Source organism: Hydrosulfovibrio ferrireducens (genome assembly GCF_046883345.1).
Taxonomy (GTDB): domain Bacteria; phylum Desulfobacterota; class Desulfobulbia; order Desulfobulbales; family Desulfurivibrionaceae; genus Thiovibrio; species Thiovibrio ferrireducens.
In genome coordinates this window covers 1-21,805 of record NZ_JALKCW010000015.1, presented here as the reverse complement: position 1 = coordinate 21,805, position 21,805 = coordinate 1, and the positions used below count along the sequence as shown (strand labels likewise).

13 protein-coding genes and 1 pseudogene are annotated in these 21,805 nt (G+C 57.6%); 3 read left to right on the top strand and 11 right to left on the bottom strand.

What is annotated here, in order from left to right:
* Positions 1-58: 58 nt before the first annotated feature.
* From acsC to uvrC, 11 genes are all read right to left on the bottom strand, one after another.
* Positions 59-1,414 (bottom strand): acetyl-CoA decarbonylase/synthase complex subunit gamma, encoded by a 1,356-nt coding sequence (gene acsC / locus MWR57_RS07250; RefSeq protein ID WP_423124134.1) that lies wholly within the window; start codon positions 1,412-1,414, stop codon positions 59-61.
* A gap of 130 nt (positions 1,415-1,544) precedes the next feature.
* A complete protein-coding gene (gene acsB / locus MWR57_RS07245) occupies positions 1,545-3,749 on the bottom strand; it encodes an acetyl-CoA decarbonylase/synthase complex subunit alpha/beta (protein ID WP_423124133.1) in 2,205 nt (734 codons plus the stop codon).
* Between the two features lie 70 nt (positions 3,750-3,819).
* A complete protein-coding gene (locus tag MWR57_RS07240; protein ID WP_423124132.1) occupies positions 3,820-6,462 on the bottom strand; it encodes an acetyl-CoA decarbonylase/synthase complex subunit delta in 2,643 nt (880 codons plus the stop codon).
* A 62-nt stretch (positions 6,463-6,524) separates the two neighbouring features.
* Complete coding sequence (gene cooS / locus MWR57_RS07235; protein ID WP_423124131.1) at positions 6,525-8,519, bottom strand: anaerobic carbon-monoxide dehydrogenase catalytic subunit; 1,995 nt, start codon at positions 8,517-8,519, stop codon at positions 6,525-6,527.
* Between the two features lie 178 nt (positions 8,520-8,697).
* Positions 8,698-9,585, bottom strand: a complete 888-nt coding sequence (gene folD, locus MWR57_RS07230) for a bifunctional methylenetetrahydrofolate dehydrogenase/methenyltetrahydrofolate cyclohydrolase FolD (protein ID WP_423124130.1) — start codon at positions 9,583-9,585, stop codon at positions 8,698-8,700.
* Between the two features lie 292 nt (positions 9,586-9,877).
* Entirely contained in the window at positions 9,878-12,091 is a 2,214-nt protein-coding gene (gene pilB, locus MWR57_RS07225; protein ID WP_423124129.1) for a type IV-A pilus assembly ATPase PilB, read from the bottom strand.
* A gap of 256 nt (positions 12,092-12,347) precedes the next feature.
* A complete protein-coding gene (locus tag MWR57_RS07220; protein ID WP_423124128.1) occupies positions 12,348-14,111 on the bottom strand; it encodes a formate--tetrahydrofolate ligase in 1,764 nt (587 codons plus the stop codon).
* A 91-nt stretch (positions 14,112-14,202) separates the two neighbouring features.
* On the bottom strand, positions 14,203-15,159 hold the full coding sequence (locus tag MWR57_RS07215; RefSeq protein WP_423124127.1) for an FAD-dependent thymidylate synthase: 957 nt from the start codon (positions 15,157-15,159) through the stop codon (positions 14,203-14,205).
* Between the two features lie 24 nt (positions 15,160-15,183).
* Positions 15,184-16,398: a cysteine desulfurase NifS gene (gene nifS / locus MWR57_RS07210; RefSeq protein WP_423124126.1), complete on the bottom strand. Its 1,215-nt coding sequence runs from the start codon at positions 16,396-16,398 to the stop codon at positions 15,184-15,186.
* Positions 16,398-17,231: a Fe-S cluster assembly protein NifU gene (nifU, locus tag MWR57_RS07205; RefSeq protein ID WP_423124125.1), complete on the bottom strand. Its 834-nt coding sequence runs from the start codon at positions 17,229-17,231 to the stop codon at positions 16,398-16,400. The genes nifS and nifU overlap by 1 nt, the downstream gene beginning before the upstream one ends.
* Before the next feature lie 340 nt (positions 17,232-17,571).
* Positions 17,572-19,395, bottom strand: a complete 1,824-nt coding sequence (gene uvrC, locus MWR57_RS07200) for an excinuclease ABC subunit UvrC (RefSeq protein WP_423124124.1) — start codon at positions 19,393-19,395, stop codon at positions 17,572-17,574.
* A gap of 598 nt (positions 19,396-19,993) precedes the next feature.
* Here uvrC and MWR57_RS07195 point away from each other — a divergent pair.
* The 3 genes and pseudogenes from MWR57_RS07195 to MWR57_RS07185 all read left to right on the top strand — a co-directional run.
* On the top strand, positions 19,994-20,338 hold the full coding sequence (locus MWR57_RS07195; RefSeq protein WP_423124123.1) for a helix-turn-helix transcriptional regulator: 345 nt from the start codon (positions 19,994-19,996) through the stop codon (positions 20,336-20,338).
* A 68-nt stretch (positions 20,339-20,406) separates the two neighbouring features.
* Entirely contained in the window at positions 20,407-21,318 is a 912-nt protein-coding gene (locus MWR57_RS07190; protein WP_423124122.1) for a restriction endonuclease, read from the top strand.
* Between the two features lie 371 nt (positions 21,319-21,689).
* Positions 21,690-21,805, top strand: a pseudogene (locus MWR57_RS07185) (IS5/IS1182 family transposase); the annotation flags it as partial.

Genomic DNA, 21,805 nt, shown 5'->3' with positions numbered 1-21,805 from the left:
GGCGCCGGACACAAGATTTTATCCTTGGTCCTTTAATCTTGCCCCTTGCGCCTATTTTTTAAGCCGCGGGTTTCCATTCCTTGAGGAAGGCGGGCAGATGCCCGGCTTCACGGGGGCCGATGGTAATGGTCCAACCGGCCAGCTCTTCCTCAAGCTCGCCCTTCATGGAGGCAAGGTAGCCGGGGATAATGAGCTCCCGATGCTTGACCTTGGACTCGATCCCGGATTTCTTCATGAAGGCCGCGATCATATCCGCGCCGAACTTGCCGGCCGCCCAGGCGGTGAGGACCGAAAGCCCTTCCGTGTCCTTGATCAGCAGCCAGGAAGGCACCTTGCTCCCCTCGATCTCGCCGGAAACGATGAAGTAGGTGAGCGAGAAGTTGCAGGTGATCAGCACCGGCGAATCCTCGGTGGGGCCGTTGATGTTGTACACATCTTCCTGCACCACCATGGGCCGCTGCGGATCGGTGAAGATGTTCAGCCTCTCCAGCAGGAGCGGAAAAAGGATATCGCCCTGCAGGTCGGAAAGCACCACGATACCGGCGTATTTGGCGATGAGCACCGAGGCGACCATGGCCTCCATCAACGGATCCGCGGAGATCTCGCAGGGGAAGGTGATGGTGGGGAAACCCAGGGGCTTGAATTTGGCACGGATGGCGGAACGCCGCCCCACCACGCTGTCTTCCAAGGCGGCGCGGATCGTGCGGGCGCCGGAGTCGAGCATGAGATCCTTGAGGCCCGCGGCCAGCAGTTTTTCGGAAACAGCCACGGTGTCGTCGAGGTTTGTGCCCTTGGCAACCAGCGGGCACCCGGTCTCCTTGGCCACAGCGGCCATGGCCTCGGCATTGTCGGCGGTGGCTGCGTAGAGCAGAGGCTTGCGCTCCCCGCAGGCCGCAGCGGCAGCCTTGAGATTGTCACCCTTGTCGCTCATCAGGATGATCCCGGCATCAAGGGCGGTGTCCAGCACCTTCTTGGTCAGGGCGGTAAAGGCAGCACTGTCGCCCTTGGTGTCCTTGATGGCAATGAGGTCGGCCTTGAGCAGAACCCCTACCCGCTCGTAGCGGAGGTTCTTGAACCGAGCGATGCGGCCATCGACATCGGCCTCGTTCATCTCGGTGGTGACCAGCACCGCGATACCGGTGGGGTTCTCGAAACGTTTTTCATGGCGGAACAGGCAGGTCTCGCCGCCGGTGGCATAGGCGCTGTCGCCTGCGCCGATTTTAACAGTCCGGATCGGAGGGGCGGATGCTTCGCCGATCTGCTCCTTGACCTCATCGCTCACATACGGGCATTCGCCGATTTCCGTCTGCCCGGCCGCCACCTTCATGGCAAAAGCAAGACAGGTCGGGATGCCGCACTCCCCGCAGTTCTTCTTGGGAAGCATCTTGAGGATTTGAATACCTGTTAAAGCCATCTGTCTGTTCCTCCAGAAAATAGGTTAAAGGTTAAAGGTTAAAGGCACAAGGTCGAGGAGATAGAAGCGTGAACATGATGTTGCGCTTTCGCCTTTAACCTTGCACCTTTCTCCTTAAACCTATCTTTTTTTAAACAATCGCTTCCATCTCAAGAGCCGGATGACCGACCTTCTTCATGAAGGCGAGGATTTCCTCTTCCGTGGTGCCGTTCTCCTCGGTGGCGATCATGTCGTAAAACTCCGGCATGCCGATTTCCTTGCAACGCTCGATGAGTTTGTCCTTGATCTCTTCCTTCATCATCTTGGGCAGCCAGACCATGCGCTTGAGGCCGCCCTCGGCGACAAAGAGCTTGGGGCTGGTCATGAAATGCTTGGAAACCCCTATAAAACCAGGGGTCTGCGCACCGCCGCCAGCCATGCCGGCCAAGGAAGTAAACTTCATCCCGGAAGGCGTCATGCCGCTGTAATCGCGGTTGACCACCATGATCCCGTTGCACTGGGGCAGCATGGCGGCAATGGCTTCGAAACAGCCGCACGCGGTCATCGGGCTGTTCATCAGGGAGTACAAGGCAAGATCGGTTACAGCCCCGCGGGAGGTCTGATCGACGAAATCGTTGATCCCCTTGAAGCGGCCGAGCTTCTCATCCAGGCAGTCGCCTTTCTGGATCGGCTGGTTGGGGCCGGTGGGGTTGATCTGGTAGGAGGCCTTGCCGTCCAGCCAGTTGTAGGCGCCGCACATGCCGATCCGCTCCGGGGTGATAACGCAGACATGGCTCGGAGCAAAGGATTGGCACAGGGTGCAGGAATAGAAGATCTCCTCGGTCTCGTCGGTCATGGAGCCCAAACGCTCATCGCGCTCGGCATAGACCTTGCGGGCCAGCTCCTGAACCTCTTCCACCTTGTCGAGTTCGGTGTAGATCTTGACCTGGATCTTATCGACAATGGCGCCGAACTCCTGATGCAGTTTGCCGTGCAGCACCTTGCCGATGTGGGAGAAGGAAAAGCCCTTTTCCACCGCGGCCTTGCCGATCCGGAGCCACATGATGTTCCGCTGGCCCATGTGCATGATGCCCTGGATGTAGTTGATCAGGTGATGGAACTGACGCTCGAGGATGGGCTCGAAGTCCGACTGCATGCCGCGCCCGGCAACCTCGACCAGGATGCCGAGGGGCACATTCTGGCCCACCTGGAGATCCTTGATGTCCGGCCCTTCGACGGTGACCTTGCCGTCCTCCACCTCGGACATATCCTTGGAAACCAGAACCTCAACCCCCGAGGTTCTGCCGCCGCCGCATTCCATGAACAGATCGTCCTTGCGGATACGCTCGCCCTCAAAGGCCGGGCCGAAGGACAAGGGGATATCGATCTTGGTGACGTTGACCTTCAGCCCCCGCACCTCGATGGCCTTCTGGACGATCTCCTCGTGGGGCACCTGGCTGACCACGTGCTCGTAGGTACAAATCCCGGTGGGCAGTATCTCGGGGATATCGTAGTCGGAGATGGTGGGAAAGCCCCAGTTGATGGCGCCGGCCGCGTTGGCGTACCACTCGTCGGAAACCGGGCCAAAGGCCATGACAAAAGCAAAGGTCCGGTCCTTGTTGTAGATCAGGTTGCCCTTGTAGTCGCCGGGCTTGATGCCGCCGAAGGCCATGGCCACGCGGCAGGCAAAGCCGATGGCAAATACCGCCGAGGTGTAGCTCTTGCCAAAGGGCACCAGACGGGTGTTCCAGCCGACCTGCACCTTGTTTTCAATCAGGCGCTCGGCCATGTTCTTGCCGTTGGACTGGTCGTGCATGAAGATATAAAGATTCTTCTCCTGGAGCTCAAGGGCGATCTTCGAGGCAATCTCGTTGTTGTCCGGAGTGCCCATGATCACGGCAAAACCGGGCGCGGTGCCGTCTACAAACTCAACGCCGCGCTTGCGGAAGATAACGTCGTCGGCAGCGCCCAGCCAGATATTGTTCTCCAGCGGATCCTCGGTCTTGGTGTAGAAATCCGGGGTCTCAAGATACCGGATGGCCTCGTACATCTCCTCGGCAAAAAAGGTGGCCATGCCCGCATCAAGGGCCGGGGCAAGGTACGGCAGCCAGATGTTCTCGCTCACCTGTTCGGGCAGCAGAGTGCGGCATTCCTTGAAGATATCCTTCATGTCGCCCAGATTCTGCACCTTGGCGCCCAGCATACTGTAAATAATCGGCAGGAAATAGGCGGTGTTCGGGAAATGCACCTCCTGCTCTGGCCCGTACTTCTTGAGGACCTCCTCGAACTTCGCTTCCGCCATATCAACAATCTTGTGAGCCCCGCGGATGGCGGCTGAATAGATGATCTTAGACATTTTGTAATCTCCTCTTTAACCCTGTGAGGCTTTTCAGCATTACAGTCGATAAATGCACAATTTCAGATATTTATCCCATGAGTCCATTGATCAGCGACTTGGTCAGAGCAACCGCCCTCGGATGCCGCATGATCATCAATTCGCCGCCCGCCATCAGCATGCAGGAAGCGGTGATGGCCTCCATGAGAATACCCCGGGTCTCCTGGTCGCCGATCATCTCGTCGGAGGGCAACCGGCATTCCTTGGCCTTCCAGACCTCACGGCCCAGGTTGCAGATAAAGGGCACCTGCAGCTTCTCGTCCTTCTGGGTCAGGGCGGCAAGACGAATCCGCTCCATGACCGAGTAGGTGTACTCGATGCCGTAGCCCAGCGCGCCGATGGAGGGGTCGATCAACACGGAATCCAGGGAGACCCCGAGGTTCTCAAGGAGAATGTTGAGCTGCTTGGCCAGGTTCACGTCGATGGGCGAGGCAGCGACCATGGGATACTGGAAGGCCATGGCCGTGGCGCCGATGGCCCGGTAGTTGCTGTCGGAAAGCGGAGCCAGACACACCTTCTTGTCGCCGATCAGTGAAGTGATCTCCCGCAGGGTTTCCGTGTCCTTTTCGCCGTTGCCGCAACCCCAGACAATAACCGGCACCTCGATGCTTTTCACCACCTCGGCCGCGGCTTTTGCCGCTTCGCCCGCGGGCCGGTTCAGGCCGTTGGGGTCGGTGCTGACCATGGAGATGCAGATGGCGTCGGCGCCGTATTCCTTGACGCATTTCTGGGCCCAGGCCACGGGATTGTCCAAAACGTCCTGATAATGACGGGCCAGGGAGTCCGGCCATTCATCGGGTTTCACGTCAAGCACGTCAAAGGCGATCTTGGGGCTGTTGCCCATGGTTCCTTCAAAGAGATGGAACGACAGGGTGTTTGAACCGCCCACCTTAATGCCGCTTGGCCCTTCGCCCAGAGCCGTCTCGCGGATGGCGCCAGTGTATGCCTGCTTGTAGGAGGCTTCGGGAACCTTGGCAGCCCGTTCGCTCAGGGGCGTTTTTTCGCAGGCGAGTTCCGCCGCGCCAACCGCAGCAGCGGAAGCTGCCGGGGCAGCCTTCTTCGCCTCGGGCGCGGCGGGTTTCTTGGCCGCTTCCGCAGCCTTGTCAGCGGCGGCTTTCTTGGCGGCTTCCGCCTTTTTCGCCTCGTCGGCGGCCGCAGCCTCGGCTGCCTTTTTCGCCGCTTCGGCTGTCTTCGCCTCTGCCGCAGCCTTGTCGGCGGCTGCCTTCTTGGCGGCTTCCGCTTTTTTGGCCTCATCCGCGGCCGCAGCCTCGGCAGCTTTCTTGGCCGCGCTCTCGTCCGGTACCGGCGCAGGTGCAGCCGGAGCTGCCTGCGCAACTGGGGCTGGGGCCGGAGAAGCAGGAACGGCGAGCAACGGCTCGCGCTTGAGAATAGCCTCTGCCCCGGCAAATTTCACCAGCGCATCAAATTGATCGTCCGACAAGCCGTAGGCCTTTTTCAGCGCATCGAGACCGAGACGTACCGAGTCAAGCGCCATCTGCCGTTCTTTTTCGTTCATCGCATCCTCTCCTGCTTCTTCTATTTCAATCCTTGCCTGATCAACCGTACCGGCACCGCTGGTCCCGGCCGTGGCTGACGCACGGTACTGGGCGGCTTCCGCCTTGGCCGCGGCGATAATTTTTTCTGCCTCAACCTTGGCTGCCGCCAGGACAGCATCACCTTCCTCACCCCCGGCCACCGTGGTCCGAACCTCGATGGCCGAAACCGGCGCCGCAAGGGCAACCGGCTCGTCGACAAAGACCGGCCGGGTGGCAAGCCCTGCCCGGCTGACGATCTCCGGCACGGCGCTTTCCCATTCGATGGCCATGATATGCACCCCGGCCACCCCTTCTATCTCCCGGACCTGGCGGATGATATCAACACAGATGTTGATGCCCTCGTCTTCCTTGTCCTTGGCCCCCTGCATCCGCTTGATCACCTCATCGGTGACATCCATGCCCGGCACGGAGCTCTTCATGTAACGGGCCATGCCCACGGATTTGGGCGGGGTAACCCCGGCCAGGATGTGGACTTTTTTATGGAGGCCGAGATCACGGACCGCCTGCATAAATCTGGCAAAGCGTTCCACATTGTAGATGATCTGGGTCTGGACAAAATCAGCGCCATTGGCGACTTTTTTTGCCAGCCGCGCGGCCCGGAACTGCTCGGACGGCCCGGCAAAAGGGTTTGCCGCCGCGCCGAGAAACAGCTTGGGCTCGTGCGACTTGATCACCTCGCCGCACTGGAATTTCTTCTCATCCCGCATGGTCTTGACCATGCCCAAGAGCTGGATGGAGTCCATATCAAAGACGCCCTTGGAGCCGGGATGGTTGCCGAACTTCTGGTGGTCGCCCGTTAGGCAGAGCAGGTTCTTGAGCCCCAGGGCGGCGGCGCCGAGGATATCGCTCTGCATCCCGATCCGGTTGCGGTCGCGGCAGGTCATCTGGATGACCGGCTCAACCCCTTCGGCCAGGGTCAGCAGACCGGCGCTGATGCTGGACATGCGGACAATGGCGGTCTGGCAGTCGGTGATGTTGACGGCGTCAACACTTCCCTTCAGCAGCCGGGCCTTTTCCCGAACATGTTCGGCATTGCCGTTCTTGGGCGGCCCCAGCTCGCCGGTTACGGCGAACTCTCCTGATGTTAAAATCCGTTCTAAACGGCTTCCCGATTTCATCGGTTACGATCCTTATCCTTAATTCTTGCTTCTAAAAAAAAGCACACTCTATCAAAAAAAGATCAAGACGCGCTCGGGCCGTGGCAACCAACGTCCTTCAACCCGCCGCCGCCAAGATCACGACGCATATCCATGTCGAAGAGGACACGCTCTTTCTTCTTGTTGATGCCCAGGGCGTCGCGCTTTGCCTCGATCTTTTCGATCATGATCCGGGCGATCTCCAAGGGTTCCGAAGCGATATTCCAATGCGCCCCCACCTGGCCCATCAGCCCTTCGGTGAGATACTTGTTGAAATTCTTGGCCCCGGTCACAGGCAGATTCTGGAAGACAACCTGGGCGCCGCTGGCCACGAAGTACTGACCGATGGCCACGGCCTTTTCGCTCATCCACAGAGGAGCGGTGCCGATGGCGGGCAAATCGGAGATATCATCGCCCAAACCGCCCTGTCGCACCATCTCGGTGGCGGCGATGAGGATCCGGGAGTTATCGACACAAGAACCCATATGCAATACCGGCGGCATACCCACGGTCTCGCAGACCTCTTTCAGGCTGTCGCCGCAGAAACGAGCGGCCTCGGGATTGAGCAGCCCGGCCTTGCCCAGAGAGGTTGCGGCGCAGCCCGTGGCCAGGACGAGGATGTTGTTTTTCAGCAACTCCCTGACGATGGTTTCATGGGTGTCGTCCGCCAGCTTGAAGTTGTCGCAGCCGACAATGATGGCCACCCCGCGGATGCGGCCATTGATGATGTTGTCGTTCAAGGGCCGGTAGCTGGCGCGGAAACGGCCGCCCAACATGGTATTGATGGTTTCATGGCTGAAACCCACCACCACGTCCATCTTGGTTTCCTGGGGGATGAAGCACTTGCCGCGCTTCTTGAAGTTCTTGATGGCGTGGGTCAGGATCTTCTTGGCGGAATCGAGGGCCTCATGCTCCTCGAACTGGATGTGAATTCCGCCGGTCATCTTGGCCCGGTAGTTGGTGGTGATGATGTCGGTATGAAAACTCTTGGCCACCTCAGCCACGGATTGCATGACACACTGGACATCGACCACCATCGCCTCCACGGCGCCGGTGGCGATGACCATCTCCTGCTGAACAAAACCTCCGGCCACCGGAATCCCGCGGCGCATGAGGATTTCGTTGCCGGAGCAGCAGACGCCTGCGAGGTTGATGCCCTTGGCCCCCTGCTTCTTGGCCAGCTCCAGCATCTCCGGATCCTGGGCCGCGATGCACAAAGCCTCGGCCAGCAAGGGCTCATGCCCGTGCACGGTGATGTTGACCTGATCGGTCTTCAATACGCCAAGATCAACGATGGCGCGGCGGGGCACCGGGGTGCCGAACATGATGTCGGTCAACTCGGTGGAAAGCATGGAAGCGCCCCAACCGTCGGACAAGGCGGTGCGGGAGGCCTGGAGCATGATGTTTTCGTATTCCTGGTCAACGCCCATGTGGGTGCGGTGCATCATCTCCACCACCTCGCGGTCGATGCCGCGGGGTGCGATGCCGAGCTTCTGCCAGAGGGCCTGCCGTTTCGGCGTGGCCCGTTTCAACATGGAAAGCGGCGCGTCATCCTGCTTGCCGAATTCGGCCAGGGCCTTCTCGCCAAGCTCAATGGCGATATCCTTTACCTCGCGCCCTTCGGTGACGATACCGAAGATCTCGGCCAGATTTTTCAGCTTGGCCACATCCTTGATCTGGTGCAAACCTTCACCCTTGGCCGCCTCGATGAAGCCTTTCACCATCTCCCGGGCATGGTCGGTGTGCGTTGCGGAACCGGCCGCCACGGTACGGGCGAAATTCCTGGCCGCCACGGTATCGGCATTGGCGCCGCAGATGCCGAGCATGTCTTCCACGCCGTCGATGATCTGGCACGGGCCCATATTGCAGTTGCGGCAACAGGTTCCGCCGGAGCCGAAAAGGCAGGCCGACATCCCCCGCGCTTTGACGCGGTCATAGCCGGTCTTGACGTTCTTGGCTATATCCTGGGAGAGAATCTGTTGCGTGGAAACGCAGGTGATGTCCGCGCATCCTTCACATCCATTTCGTTTGATCGCCATCGTGTGTCCTCAGCATCTTGGGTTCGCTATGTAACTGTTCAGCAGCACCACATCTGCTTTGTCATCGGCCTGCTCATGTGCACCAGCACACTTCGCAGACCTCTTGGTCGGCACTGCTGCCGACGATTGACACGCGCATCTGCGGCACTGCTGAACAGTTACCGTTGGATGTTGTAGTTTATTTTACGCCTGCAATCTGCCTGGCCGCCTGTACGGTATTCTTCATCAGCATGGTGATGGTCATGGGTCCGACCCCGCCCGGAACAGGGGTAATATACGAGGCTTTTTCCTTTACCGCATCAAAATCCACATCGCCGGCGAGAATGGCCTTGCCGTCCGCGGTTTTGCCGATCCGGTTGACGCCGACATCGATTACCACCACCCCGTCCTTCACCATGTCAGCGGTCACCATCTTGGGCACGCCGACCGCGGCGATGATGATGTCGGCCCGCTTGCAATGGGCGGCCATGTCCTTGGTGCGGGTGTGGCAGAGGGTGATCGTGGCGTTGCCTGCCTTGCGCTTCTGAAGCATCAGGTTGGCGATGGGTTTGCCGACGATGTTGCTGCGGCCGATGACCACCACCTCGGCGCCGCTGGTCTCAACGCCGCTGCGGGTCAGCAGCTCAAGGATGCCATGGGGCGTACAGGGCAGAAAACACTCCTCGCCCAGCACCATCTTGCCCACGTTCACCGGATGGAAGCCATCCACGTCCTTGGCCGGATCAATGGCATACAGCACATTGGTTTCGTTGATATGCTTGGGCAGGGGCAACTGCACAAGGATGCCGTGGATGTTCTTGTCTTTGTTGTATTTTTCCACCGTGGCCAGCAGATCCTGCTCGCTGGTGTCGGCGGGCAGGGTTACCTGCTCGGAATGAATGCCAAGGGCGTGGGCGGTTTTGTTTTTGGCGCTCACGTAAGACTGAGAGGCCGGGTCTTCCCCCACCAGGATCGTCACAAGACCGGGAACAATCGCATGCTTTTCCTTAAGCTCGGCGACCTCGATCTTCAACTCTTCGCGAATGGCTTTGGCAACTTCGGTCCCGCTGATAATCTTGGCACTCATTCATTATCTCCTTATATCAAAAAGTTATGGATATCATTTTTAATGCGTATAGCGCCGGAAAAGACCCGCTGCCCCGCCTCCCGGACAAACACCATCAAAAAAGGACGGCGCGGGCAAGGCAAAAATAGCGATCAGAGCTGACAAAACTACCCAACTTGACACGATATTTCAATAGGTAGATATACTTGTAAAAAGCCCTGTACTATACATTTTCCGGCGGAAAATAGAAGAAAAAAGCGAGGGGAAAGGAATAATTGCAGGGGGAAAGGCGATACAGGAAGTTATCGCCCTATCATTCCGGCTTTTTTGCCCGATCGCTGGCCAGTTTGACAATGATATTGTTCGCCTGGCTCAAGCGGTTGACAACGGTCTTAAAAAGATGGTTGGCCACCTCCGGATATTTTTGAATAACCTCATGGAGCTTATCGCCGGGAAAACGCTTTATCTTGGAGCGTCCCTTGGAGGTGATGGAGGCGGACCGGGGCTCCCCGGAAATGGCGCTCATCTCGCCGAAATACTCACCCGGCTCGGTGATCTCGGCGATCTTTTTGCCATCCTTTATTACGGATACCGCGCCGGTGACCAGTTTAAAGAAATCGATGTCGTTGTTGTTCTGCCGGATGATGAAATCCCCGTCATCGTACTCCTCGATATCCGGATGCACCAGATAGGCGGGCAGACTCTCTTCGGTGATGACGGTGCGCCGCAGGATCTCTTCGATGCTGGTGGCCCCTTCGATGACCTTTTTCACCCCGGCCCGGCGCAGGGGGGTCATTCCTTCCTGCACGGCGATCTTGCGAAGCTGATCCTCGGGCACCTCGGCGCTGATCGCCTTGGCCACCTCATCGGTGATCTCCATCAGCTCAAAAAGACCGACCCTGCCCTTATAGCCGCCGCCGTTGCATTTCGCACATCCCTTGGGGCCATAGATGACAAAATCCTTTTCAAAATCCTTCTCTTTGAACCCCAAGGCAATAAGCTCTTCCTTGGGCGGCTTGGGCACCTCCTCCTTGCAATGGACGCAGAGCTTTCTCGCCAGCCGCTGGGAAAGAACCATGGTGACCGCGGAGGCCAGCATGAAGGGAGGAATGCCGATATCGACCAGACGGCCGATGGTGGCGGGACAGTCATTGGTGTGGAGGGTACTGAAAACAAGATGGCCGGTCATGGCCGCCTTGATGGCAATCTCGGCGGTTTCCATGTCCCGGATCTCGCCGACCATGATGATGTCTGGGTCCTGCCGGAGAAAGGCCTTGAGCGCCGCGGGGAAGGTCATGCCCACTTCTTTTTTGACGTTGACCTGGTTGATCCCCTTGAAATTGAATTCCACGGGATCCTCGGCGGTGAGGATCTTGGTGTCCTCGCTGTTGAGCGAATTGAGCACCGAATAGAGGGTTACGGTCTTGCCGCTACCCGTGGGGCCGGTAACGAGCAGCAGGCCCTGGGGCCGCTCGATACAGCGCTGGAGGGTGGCAAAGGTTTCCTTCTCAAAGCCGAGCTTGGTGAGATCGACATTGAGGCTGCCCTTGTCGAGAATACGCAGAACGATGGACTCGCCAAACAGGGTGGGCAGCGAGGAAACCCGGAAGTCAACAGCCCGGTTGCGTCCCAGTTTAATCCGAATCCGACCGTCCTGGGGCACCCGCCGCTCGGTGATATCGAGCTGAGACATGATCTTTATCCGGGAATTCAGGGCGTTCTTGATCGACAGAGGCAGGTTCATGGACTTGTACAGGGAGCCGTCCATGCGGTAGCGCACCTGGAGCGTTTTCTCGTAGGGCTCGATGTGGATATCGCTCACGCCGTCGTTGACCGCTTTGAGCAGGATGCCGTTGACCAGCTTAATAATGGGGGCGTCCGAGGCGGAATATTGATCGCCGCCCGTCTCGTCTTCCAGCGAGGCAATCTCCATGCCGTCGGCCGCCTCGGAGGCCAGGGTGCCGAAGTCGTCGATCTGGGTGACCGGCTCCTCGTCCTTGTCTTCGGCGCCCACCGAAGTAAAGAAAGACTGATGCTCCTCGTCGCTGATTTTGTAATAGGCCTTGTAGGCGTCAACGATGTCCTTTTCGGTGGAGACACAGACGGTCAGCGGCATTTTGACCGCCGCCTGCAAACTTTCCACCGCCCCGGTATCCGTGGGCTCGGCCATGGCGACCTGGAGGGATTTGCCGATCTGCCGCAGGGGAAAAGCCAGATATTTCTTGGCAATCTCGTAGGGCAGAATCTTCAGGACTTCCGGCTTGGGGGGCTCACGGCTGATGACAACGGACTGATAGTTGTGCAGCCGGCTCAGAAAACTGACGATGGTGGATTCTTCAATATGACCGAGGCGCAACAGGATGCTGCTCAACCGGCCGCCGGATTTTTTCTGGGCGGCCAGGGCTTCATCAAGCTGGTAGCTGCTGATCTGCCCGGCCTTGCGCAGCAGTTCGCCGATCTTGATCTTCCCGGCTCCGGATTGATCCTTTACCGTGGAACGCAAATTTGATTTGTCTGCTTCTGCCATGGATGCGAGCTACCCTGGAATGGTGTTATACACGGAAAAAATCACCTAATATTTAGATACTATATCCTGGCTACTACTGACAAGCATATCTGTCCCGAACAAACAAAAAAGGGTAACGGGATCAAGACGGTGCCTTTGTCAGATGAAGGCCATTTGTAAGCAATTACATTTTTTCTGCATACATTGCAAAAAAAACACCGGTCAAAAGACGTGCGTCCTGTGACCGGTGTCGGATGAAACGATGTGTAAACGGTTACTAGAACAACCCTGAAACCTTCCCTGATTCCGGATCGACGTCAATACGGCGGAAGGCCGGATTCGAGCTGGTGCCGGGCATCAGGCTGATCGTTCCCGCGCATGGGCAGAGGAACTTGGCGCCGGAATAGATCAGGATGTCCCGAACCGGCAGACGCCATCCCTTGGGCACGCCCTTGAGGGTCGGATCATGGCTCAGGCTCAGGTGGCTCTTGACCATCATGGTGGCATAGTCGGCATACTGGGGATCGCTCTCCAGCATCTTGGCCTTGGTCAAAGCCTCGGGAGACCAATCAACCCCGTCGCCGCCGTATACTTCCTTGGTGATCATCTCAACCCGGTCGCGCAGCTTCATCTCCAGCGGGTAGAGAAACTTGAAGTCGTTCTCTTCGTTGCAGGCGTCGATGACCGCATCGGCGAACTCAAGCGCTCCGTCGCCGCCCAGCTCCCAATGCTTGGATTCGGCGCAACGGGCCCCGGCTGCCTCGGCGATCCGACGCACAACCCTGCACTCTTCGTCGGTGTCGGAATAGAAGCGGTTGATGCAGACCACCGGGTTGATGCCGGCCTTGCGGATGACATTGATCAGGTGGACCATGTTCTCGCAGCCCTTTTCGACCAGCCCGACGTTCTCCTTGGTATAGGCGTCATCAAGGGGCTTGCCCGGAACAACCTTGGGGCCGCCGCCGTGCATCTTCAGGGCGCGGATCGTGGCGGTGAGGACCGAAACATGCGGCTTGAGGCCGGAGTAACGGCATTTCACGTTCCAGAATTTCTCAAAGCCGATATCAGCGGCAAAGCCGGACTCGGTGATGTTGTAATCAAAGAGTTTCAGGGCAACCCGGTCGGCAATGATGGAAGACTGGCCGACGGCGATGTTGGCAAACGGTCCAGCGTGGACCAGGCAGGGGTTGTACTCAGCAGTGCACATCAGGGTCGGGTTGATGGTGTTGCGCATGAACGCGGCCATGGCATTGCCCACTTCCAGGTCGCGGCAAGTTACCGGCTTGCCGCTCTTGTCAAAGGCCACGGTGATGTTGTTGATCCGTTCCTTCAAATCCGCCAGGTCGGTGGCGATGGAGAGGATGGCCATGAGTTCCGAGCCCACGGCGATGCCGAATTTGGACTGCATGGTGTAGCCGTCCGTCCGGCCGCCGAGGCCGATGACGATGTTTCTGAGCGCCTGGGCGCAGAAGTCGATGATCCAGCCGAATTCCACCCGGGTGGGGTCGATATCCAGCCGCCGCATGCCGGTCAACCTGGCCAACTGCTCATCGTTGTAGTTGCGCTCATGCTGCATGCGGGCGGTCATGGCCACCATGCCCAGGTTGTGGGCGTTCATGATGTCGTTGATGTCGCCGGTGAGGCCCAGAGAGAACTCGGTCATCGGGATCAAGAGGGAGTTGCCGCCACCTGCCGCGGTCCCCTTGACGTTCATGGTCGGGCCGCCGGAAGGCTGGCGCAGGGCGCCGCCGACATTCTTGCCACGCTTGCCCAACCCTTCCATCAAGCCGCAGGAGGTGGTGGATTTGCCTTCACCCAGGGGCGTCGGGGTAATCGCCGTTACCTCGATGTACTTGCCGTCCGGCTTGTTTTTGAGGCGATTGATAATTTTAAGAAAATCGAGCTTTGCCAACCTGCCCATGGGGAGAATTTCGTCTTTCTCGAGCCCTAATTTGTCTCGCCACTCCTCAGGGGTGGGCATGTTCTTTTCGGCAGCCTCGGAAATCTGCCAATCCGCCATGTTCACAGCATCAAAAGCCATCTCTTTCTCCTTCTTGAAGTAAGTTGTTCTCGATTTCTTCTGTATCAACAAAAACATGGGGCGCAGACTTCAGCCGTGCACCCCGGATTTTCTATTCCGTGGCAAAGGAGGCATCCGCGAAAACAGCCGGGAATCGCTCCTGAAAAGCCTTGGCAAGGGGGATCATCACCTCGCGCATGGACGGCTCGGCATTCTTGGGGGTCCGCAGCCTGAAGATATGCAGCCACTCCAGCAGATTGGCAAAGACGATGATCTCGGTCTTGCAGGAGTTGGGCAGCACAGTGCGGGCGGCCTGGGGCGACGAGGTGGCCAGGAGCTTGAGATAGATCTTCTCCGTGTCCAGCATGGCCTTTTCCCAGAGCTTGTATTCCTTGCTCCCCTCGCTGAAAAACATCGGGGCTATAAAGGTGACCTCGTTGCCGAACTTGTCATCGGCATAGCGGCAATAGCGCTGGCTTTCCTGCAAATAGGAACAGGGCCGGTGCCGGACAATCTCATGGGTCACGGCCCGGTTGGTGATGATCCGTACCGCCACATGGCGGTGCTTGGCCAAAAGATCCGCGGACAGCCCATCAACCTCGGTAAGCGAAAGCCCGGTGACTACCACCCCGTCTTGGGGGAGCCAGCCGCGTTTCGGGGCCAGGTCAAAAAAGAAGAGCGGATACATTTCGGCAAGATACCCGGCCATCCCCTTGATCAACTTGATCTTGCCGTGATCGCGGGCCAGCTCGCGGAAAGCGCGGATGGTCCCGGAGATGAGCAGCACCTTTTTTTCCAGCCGATCAAACTGAATGTATTTCGGGATCACGCTCAAAAACTGGGCAACCAGGGATTCGCTGTCAACCTCAACCCGCAGAGTCAGAGCCGCCATCTCCATGACCGAATTATGGCCATGCTTGACAATTCCCTTTATAAAAGGTTCAGCCGAATCCTCGGTGATCTTGTCCTCGGATTTGTAGCACAAACGCCCGCACGCCTCGATGCGCACAGCCAGGGACTGGCGGTCCAGTTCCTCAAGTATCTGAAACGAAGCCGGTATAACCTTCATGGTGTTATCCTTATCACGTTTCTATTAGGAACAACTGCATTTGCACTGACTGGAGCCGATCTTGCCCTTATGTTCGCTTTTCCAAAACGGCGACATCTCGCGGAGCTGGGCAATGACCGGGGGCAATTTCTCCAAGACAAAATCCACCTCGGCCTCGGTGTTGTACACGCTGAGGCTCAAACGGATCGAGCCGTGCGCCGCGGTAAAGGGCACGCCCATGGCCCGCATCACATGCGAAGGCTCCAGCGACCCGGAGGTGCAGGCGGACCCGGAGGAAGCACAGATCCCGAAGCGATCGAGATGGAGCAAAATCGCCTCGCCTTCCACATACTCAAAGCTGATATTGGTCGTATTGGGCAAACGCAAGGTCTTGTGCCCATTGAGCAGGGCATGGGGGATACTGGCCAGCAGCCCATCCTCCAGTTTGTCCCGCAGCGCCTTCACCCGGGTATTTTCATCCTGCATCTGCTTGGCCGCCATGTCGCACGCCTTGCCCAGACCGACGATGGAGGCGACGTTTTCCGTGCCGCCCCGGCGGCCGTGCTCCTGGTGCCCGCCGATGATAAAGGGGACAAAAGGCGTGCCCTTGCGGACATAGAGAACGCCGATTCCCTTGGGGGCATGTAGTTTATGCCCGGAAAGCGAAAGGAAATCAATCGGTACTTGTGACAGGTTTATGGGAATTTTCCCCACCGCCTGCACCGCGTCGGTGTGAAACAGGATGCCTCGGCTCTTGGCGATCTCAGCCATTTCCTTGATGGGAAAGATGACCCCGGTCTCGTTGTTGGCCCACATGGCGCTGACAATGGCGGTTTCGTCGCTGAGGCTCTCTTCGTAGAGCGCCAGATCCAAAGTGCCGTCGCTGTTCACCGGCAACTGGGTGATCCGGTGCTTGTGGCCGGTGAGTTTATCCAGGCTCTCGCAGAGATTTTTCACGGCCGGATGCTCGACCCGGGTGGTGACGATGTGCCGCTTTTCCGGGAAGGATTGCAGGGCGGAGAGAATGGCGGTGGAGTCACTTTCAGTGCCGCAACTGGTAAAGATCAACTCATCGGGACGGGCGCCAAGCAGCGAGGCGATCCTGCCCCGGGCCTCTTCAACCGCCCTGCCCACCTGGCCGCCAAAGGTGTGCATGCTGGAAGGATTGCCGTACAGGTCGGAATAATAGGGGAGCATGACCTCGACCACCTCCGGAGCAACCCGGGTGGTGGCGTTGTTGTCCATATACACCGTGTTCATTATTTCCCCTCCTCGACGATCAGGGTGTCCAGCACCTGTTCGCGCAATTTCTTTTCCACGTATTCCTTGAGGGTGGTCTGCGATTTCTTGCAGGTGCCGCAGGCCCCGCGCAGGGAGACGATGACGAAATCCCCATCCACGTCGATCAACTCGATATCGCCGCCATCCTTGCGCAGGGCGGGACGGACCTCGCGTTCGAGCACCTCTTCGATCCGCTTGATCTTCTGGAGGGTGGTAAGCCTCCCTGGCCGCTGGTCAAGAATCAGCGGCTTCGCCTCATGCCGAACCTCCCGCAGGATCTCTTCCAGGCGGGGGATGCATTTGCCGCAGCCGCCGCCCGCCTTGGTGAAGTTGGTGATTTCCTCCACGGTCTGGAGCTTGTTTTCCTCGATGGCCCGCTTCACCTCAAGGTCGGTGACCCCGAAGCATTCGCAGACCACCTCCCCTTCCGCCATGGGCAGGGGAATGCCGCGATAGTAGGCAATGGCGGCTTCCAGAGCCTCGCGGCCCATGACCGAACAGTGCATCTTCTCCTTGGGCAGGCCGCCCAAATACTCGGCAATGTCCTGGTTGGTAATCTTCTCCGCCTCCTCAAGGGGAATCCCCTTGATCATCTCGGTAAGCGCAGAGGAAGAGGCAATGGCGCTGGCGCAGCCAAAGGTCTTGAACTTGGCGTCGGCGATCTTGCCGGTCTCGTCCAGCTTAAAATAGAGGGTCAGGGCATCGCCGCAGGCAAGGGAGCCGACCTCGCCGATCCCGTCCGCATTCTCGATCTCGCCCACATTCCGGGGATTCATGAAATGATCCCGAACCTTATCCGTATATTCCCACATAGTATTTTCTCCCGGCAATCAAAGCAAAAGAGGCGGATCGTGCGGCAGCCGAACATCCCGCCCGCACACGCCATTCCAGTTCATCGTTCTTTAAACTCCCCTCCCTCGACGGGAGGGGGCTGGGGGGTGGGTGAACTTGCCAACAGCCTCACAGCCTGCACCTTCCCCCTCACCCTAGCCCTCTCCCGCAGGGGGAGAGGGGACTTTTTTGCATTCTGCAATTTTTCAACCGAAAAATGCTGATCCATTACAGAACTCAGCAATTTAGTTTTTCAGGGGTCAAAAAGCAACAATAATCCTTGGGCTTCCGCCTTGCGCCTTTCTCCTTGCACCTTTCCCCTTATTTTTTCCCACCATGCAGATGCGCCCAGATCTGAGCAGCCAGGGCCGGGCCAATGCCAGCCACCGCCCCAAGTTCCGCCTCGCTTGCTTGGGCCAACCGATGCATGCTGCCGATTTCCCGCAGCAGCAATTCCTTCCGCGCCTTGCCCACCCTGGGGATCTGTTCCAAGGCTGAGGTCAGGCTCTCTTTGCCCCGCAATCTCCGGTGGATGGTTATGCCGTACCGGTGCGCCTCGTCCCTGATCCGCATGAGATAGAGGAGCACCGGGGAATGGCGGTCCAGAATGATCGGGTTTTTCCGCCCTGGCCGGTACAGTTTCTCCCCCTCCTCTGCCTTTTCCTTAGCAATGCCGGCCAGCTCGACCGTGCCTGGAATGCCGAGATCGGCCAAGGCCTGCATGGCCACGCCGAGCTGGCCCTTGCCGCCGTCCACCAGGAGAAGATCGGGCATATCCCCTTCCGCCAGCCCCTTGGCAAAACGCCGGGCCAACACCTCGGCCATCATGGCGTAATCGTCCGGTCCCTCCACGGTATGGATTCCATAATGGCGATAGCGATTCTTGGCCATCTCGCCCCCGACAAAACAAACCAGAGAACCCACTGCCTGCTTGCCACCCAGATTGGAGATATCCAGACACTCAATCCGCTCCGGCAGCCTCGCCAGGCCGAGACCCTTTTGCAGCCCCCCGGCCAGGGCCTGCCAGGAGGTCTGCCGTGTTTTCCTCGCAACCAAGACCTGCCGGGCATTTGCCTCGGCCATCTCCAGCAAGCGCACCCTGTCCCCCCGCTGCGGGCAGGCAATGGTCACCGAGCCGCCCCGCTGTTCGCTCAGCCATTCCGCCAGCAAAGGATCATCGGTGCCGGCAAAGGGCAGCAGAATCTCCTGGGGAAGGTAGCGCCCCTCCTCGCCATAAAACCGGGAGAGCACCTCGTTCAGCACCTCGGGGTCCGTGCCCACCGGTTCGGCGAGAAAAAAAGCCTGCTGGCCGGTGATCACCCCCTTACGGATAAAAAGCAGGGCCACGGCCACGGAAGCCTCCTGGCGGGCAAAGCCCAGCACATCCTGATCCCTGGTGTGGGTTGCCACCACCTGCTGCTTTTCCAGGGTCTTGTTCAGGGAATTGATCCGGTCCCGCAACTGAGCCGCCTCCTCAAAGCGCAATTCCGCCGCAGCCTGCGCCATCTTCCGGGACAGCTCCTTGACCAGTTGCTGATTCTTTCCCTCCAACACCAGCAGGATATTATTGACCAGCTCCAGGTATTCCTCACCACTGACCTTGTCCGCACAGGGGGCAAGGCAGCGGCCCATCTGGTGATTGAGGCAGGGCCGGGACTTGGGCTTGAGGCTTTTTTCCTTGCAGCGGCGCAGGGGGAAGAGCGAATTGAGGTAGCGGATAGTCTCCCACATGGCCGAGGGAGAGGAAAAGGGGCCGAAATAGCGGGCTCCGTCCTTAACGCGCCGCCGGGTCATCACCAGCCTGGGCCATTGTTCCTGCACCGTCACCTTGAGCAGCGGGTAACTCTTGTCGTCGCGGAGAATAACATTGTACTTGGGCCGGTACTGCTTGATCAGCGCGGATTCCAGGATCAGGGCGTCCTTTTCCGTATTGGTGACAATGGTCTCGATTACGCGCACCTGGGAGAGCAGCATCGCGGTTTTGCCGTGCTGTGCCTGATCAATGCGAGCGTAGGAAGAGAGCCGCTTGCGCAGCTCCCTGGCCTTGCCAACATAGAGCACCTCATCCGCCCGGCTCTTCATCAGATAGACGCCGGGCTGCAAGGGGACGGTTGGGAGAAATTCTTTGAAATCAAATGGGGGCATGATCACCGTCATCCGGCGTTGTTCTTGTGGCGGATAGGCCAAGGACTTTGCGATATGACTACACTTCGCAGGCGATTTTGTCAAACAAGACGGGCCGTTTCCTCTGTATCCCCCCTGCTCCTGTATGGCCTAACATAAAAAATACTTTGACAAACGCGGGCTATCTCTTTACACCTTTTGCATGCTCCATGCTGGGGGAAAGATGCCAAAATCACTTGTCTTGCTCCAGCCGTTATCGGCCAAGACCCTAATAATCTCGGGAATAGCAGTATGCCAAGCCCATACCCCCCAAAAAACCTGCAAAAATCACCTGTCGCCCCTTGACGATGTACTAAAAAAGAGTACACTAACATGCAATGGACAGTTGTCTATAATCGAAAAGCGGTAAAGCAGCGAAGTCGGCTGCCGGTGCGAATCCAAGCGATTCTGGACGCGCTGACCTTGGACATCCGCCGATCCGGACCAGTGCGCGGCGACTGGCCCAACTATTCCAGATTGGGGGATGGGGTCCACCACTGTCACCTGAAAAAGGGCCACCCTACTTATGTTGCGGTCTGGTAAGAAAAAGACGGCGAAATTCGACTCGTGGAGTTCATTTATGTTGGTACGCACGAAAAAGCACCATACTGAAAGCGTCCGCTTTGTCGGGCCACCGGCGGCAATCAAGCGCCTGCGCGAACTGGCCCGTGAAACGGGCGTAACGGAAGAAGCGGAAAGCATCCCCGCTTCCATGCTCAACCCGGAGCTTGATAGCAATCCTGGCGGGGTCTATCTCAAAGGTCTTCGCCACCGAAACAGCCTCAGCCAGGAGCAGCTTGCCAAACTGGCAGGGATACCAAGGCGGCATATTTCCGAAATGGAGAACGGCAAGCGAACCATCGGCAAGGAAAACGCCAGGAAGATGGCCCGTGCCCTTGGCTGCGACTATCGCGCCTTTCTTTGAAATTTCCCCAATCTTTTCGGGAGATAAGTTCCCCGGAATTCCAATCCTTCAGACAGCGAGCAATAAAAATGCCCATTCCTGACTTCCAAGCCTTTTTCCTGCCATTGCTACAGTTTGCCGGGGATGAAAAAATTCATAGTTCAAATGAAGCATATGACGCCATGGCAAAGCATTTCCAACTGGCCGATGACGACCTAAGGGAGATGCTCCCCAGCGGCAAGCAGACTACCTTCAAAAACCGAGTAGCATGGGCTAAGGCATATCTTTCCAAAGCATTGCTTCTCGAAAGCCCGAAGCGTGGGATTTTTCGTATCTCTGATAGAGGAAAAGAAGTGTTGGCCGGTAAGCCCCAAAGCCTGCGGGTTAAAGAACTGAAACAGTTTCCTGAGTTTGCATCATTCCATCAGGCGGGCAATAAACAAGGGGAACAAGCCGATACCTCGCGTGAAGAAGAAAGAACAGCCACTCCGGAGGAAATTTTTGAAAAGGCCTATCAGGAATTGCGCGGCAGTCTGGCGGATGAACTTCTTGCGCAGATCAAAATGAATTCACCGGAATTTTTTGAGAACTTGGTTGTTAAGCTTCTGGTCAGGATGGGCTATGGTGGTTCCATCAAAGATGCAGGGCAGGCCTTGGGCCGGTGCGGGGATGAAGGGATCGACGGCATTATCAAGGAGGACAAGCTTGGTCTTGACGTGATCTATATTCAGGCCAAACGGTGTCAAGGTTCTGTCGGGCGCCCGGAGATCCAGAAATTTGTCGGCGCCTTGCACGGTCAACGGGCCAAGAAAGGTGTGTTCATCACCACCGGCACATTCACCAAGGATGCCGAGCAGTATGTTTCCACCATCGACCCCAAAGTGGTGCTCATCGATGGCGGTCGATTGGTTGATTTGATGATCGACTACAATTTGGGCGTTTCTGCTCTGGACATCTATGAAATAAAGAAAATAGATTCGGATTTCTTTCTAGAGGAATAGAACGAGAAATCAGCGAGAAATCAGGGACAGACCACGTTTATTCGGACAAGCAATAATCCAGCGATGAGAACAATACAGAAAAGAAGTATTTGCAAACGTGGTCTGACCCCGAATATTCGCCGCCGAGACCGCACTGAGGCTCGGGAAATGGTTTGGCACAGGTCCGCATATCTGGTTGAACCTCCAGCACACCTATGATCTTGACCTCATCCAGCAGGACCTCAAGCCCACCCTGGACGAGATCAAGACGAGAGTGGCTGCATGATAGATAATTAGCAGGCTGTTGAAAAACTCATCAAATATCGAGACTTTTTAATCCGCTCAATGTATTCTGTAACCAGTTAGAATAACTCATAAACATTGAGGAAAACATGCGCGGAACCGACACCCACCAACAGATGTTGTTCAGCTATGTATCCCCGGAAGCCAGAGTTCCTCAAGATCATCCCTTGCGTCCTATCCGCAAGATGGCCGACAAGGCACTCAA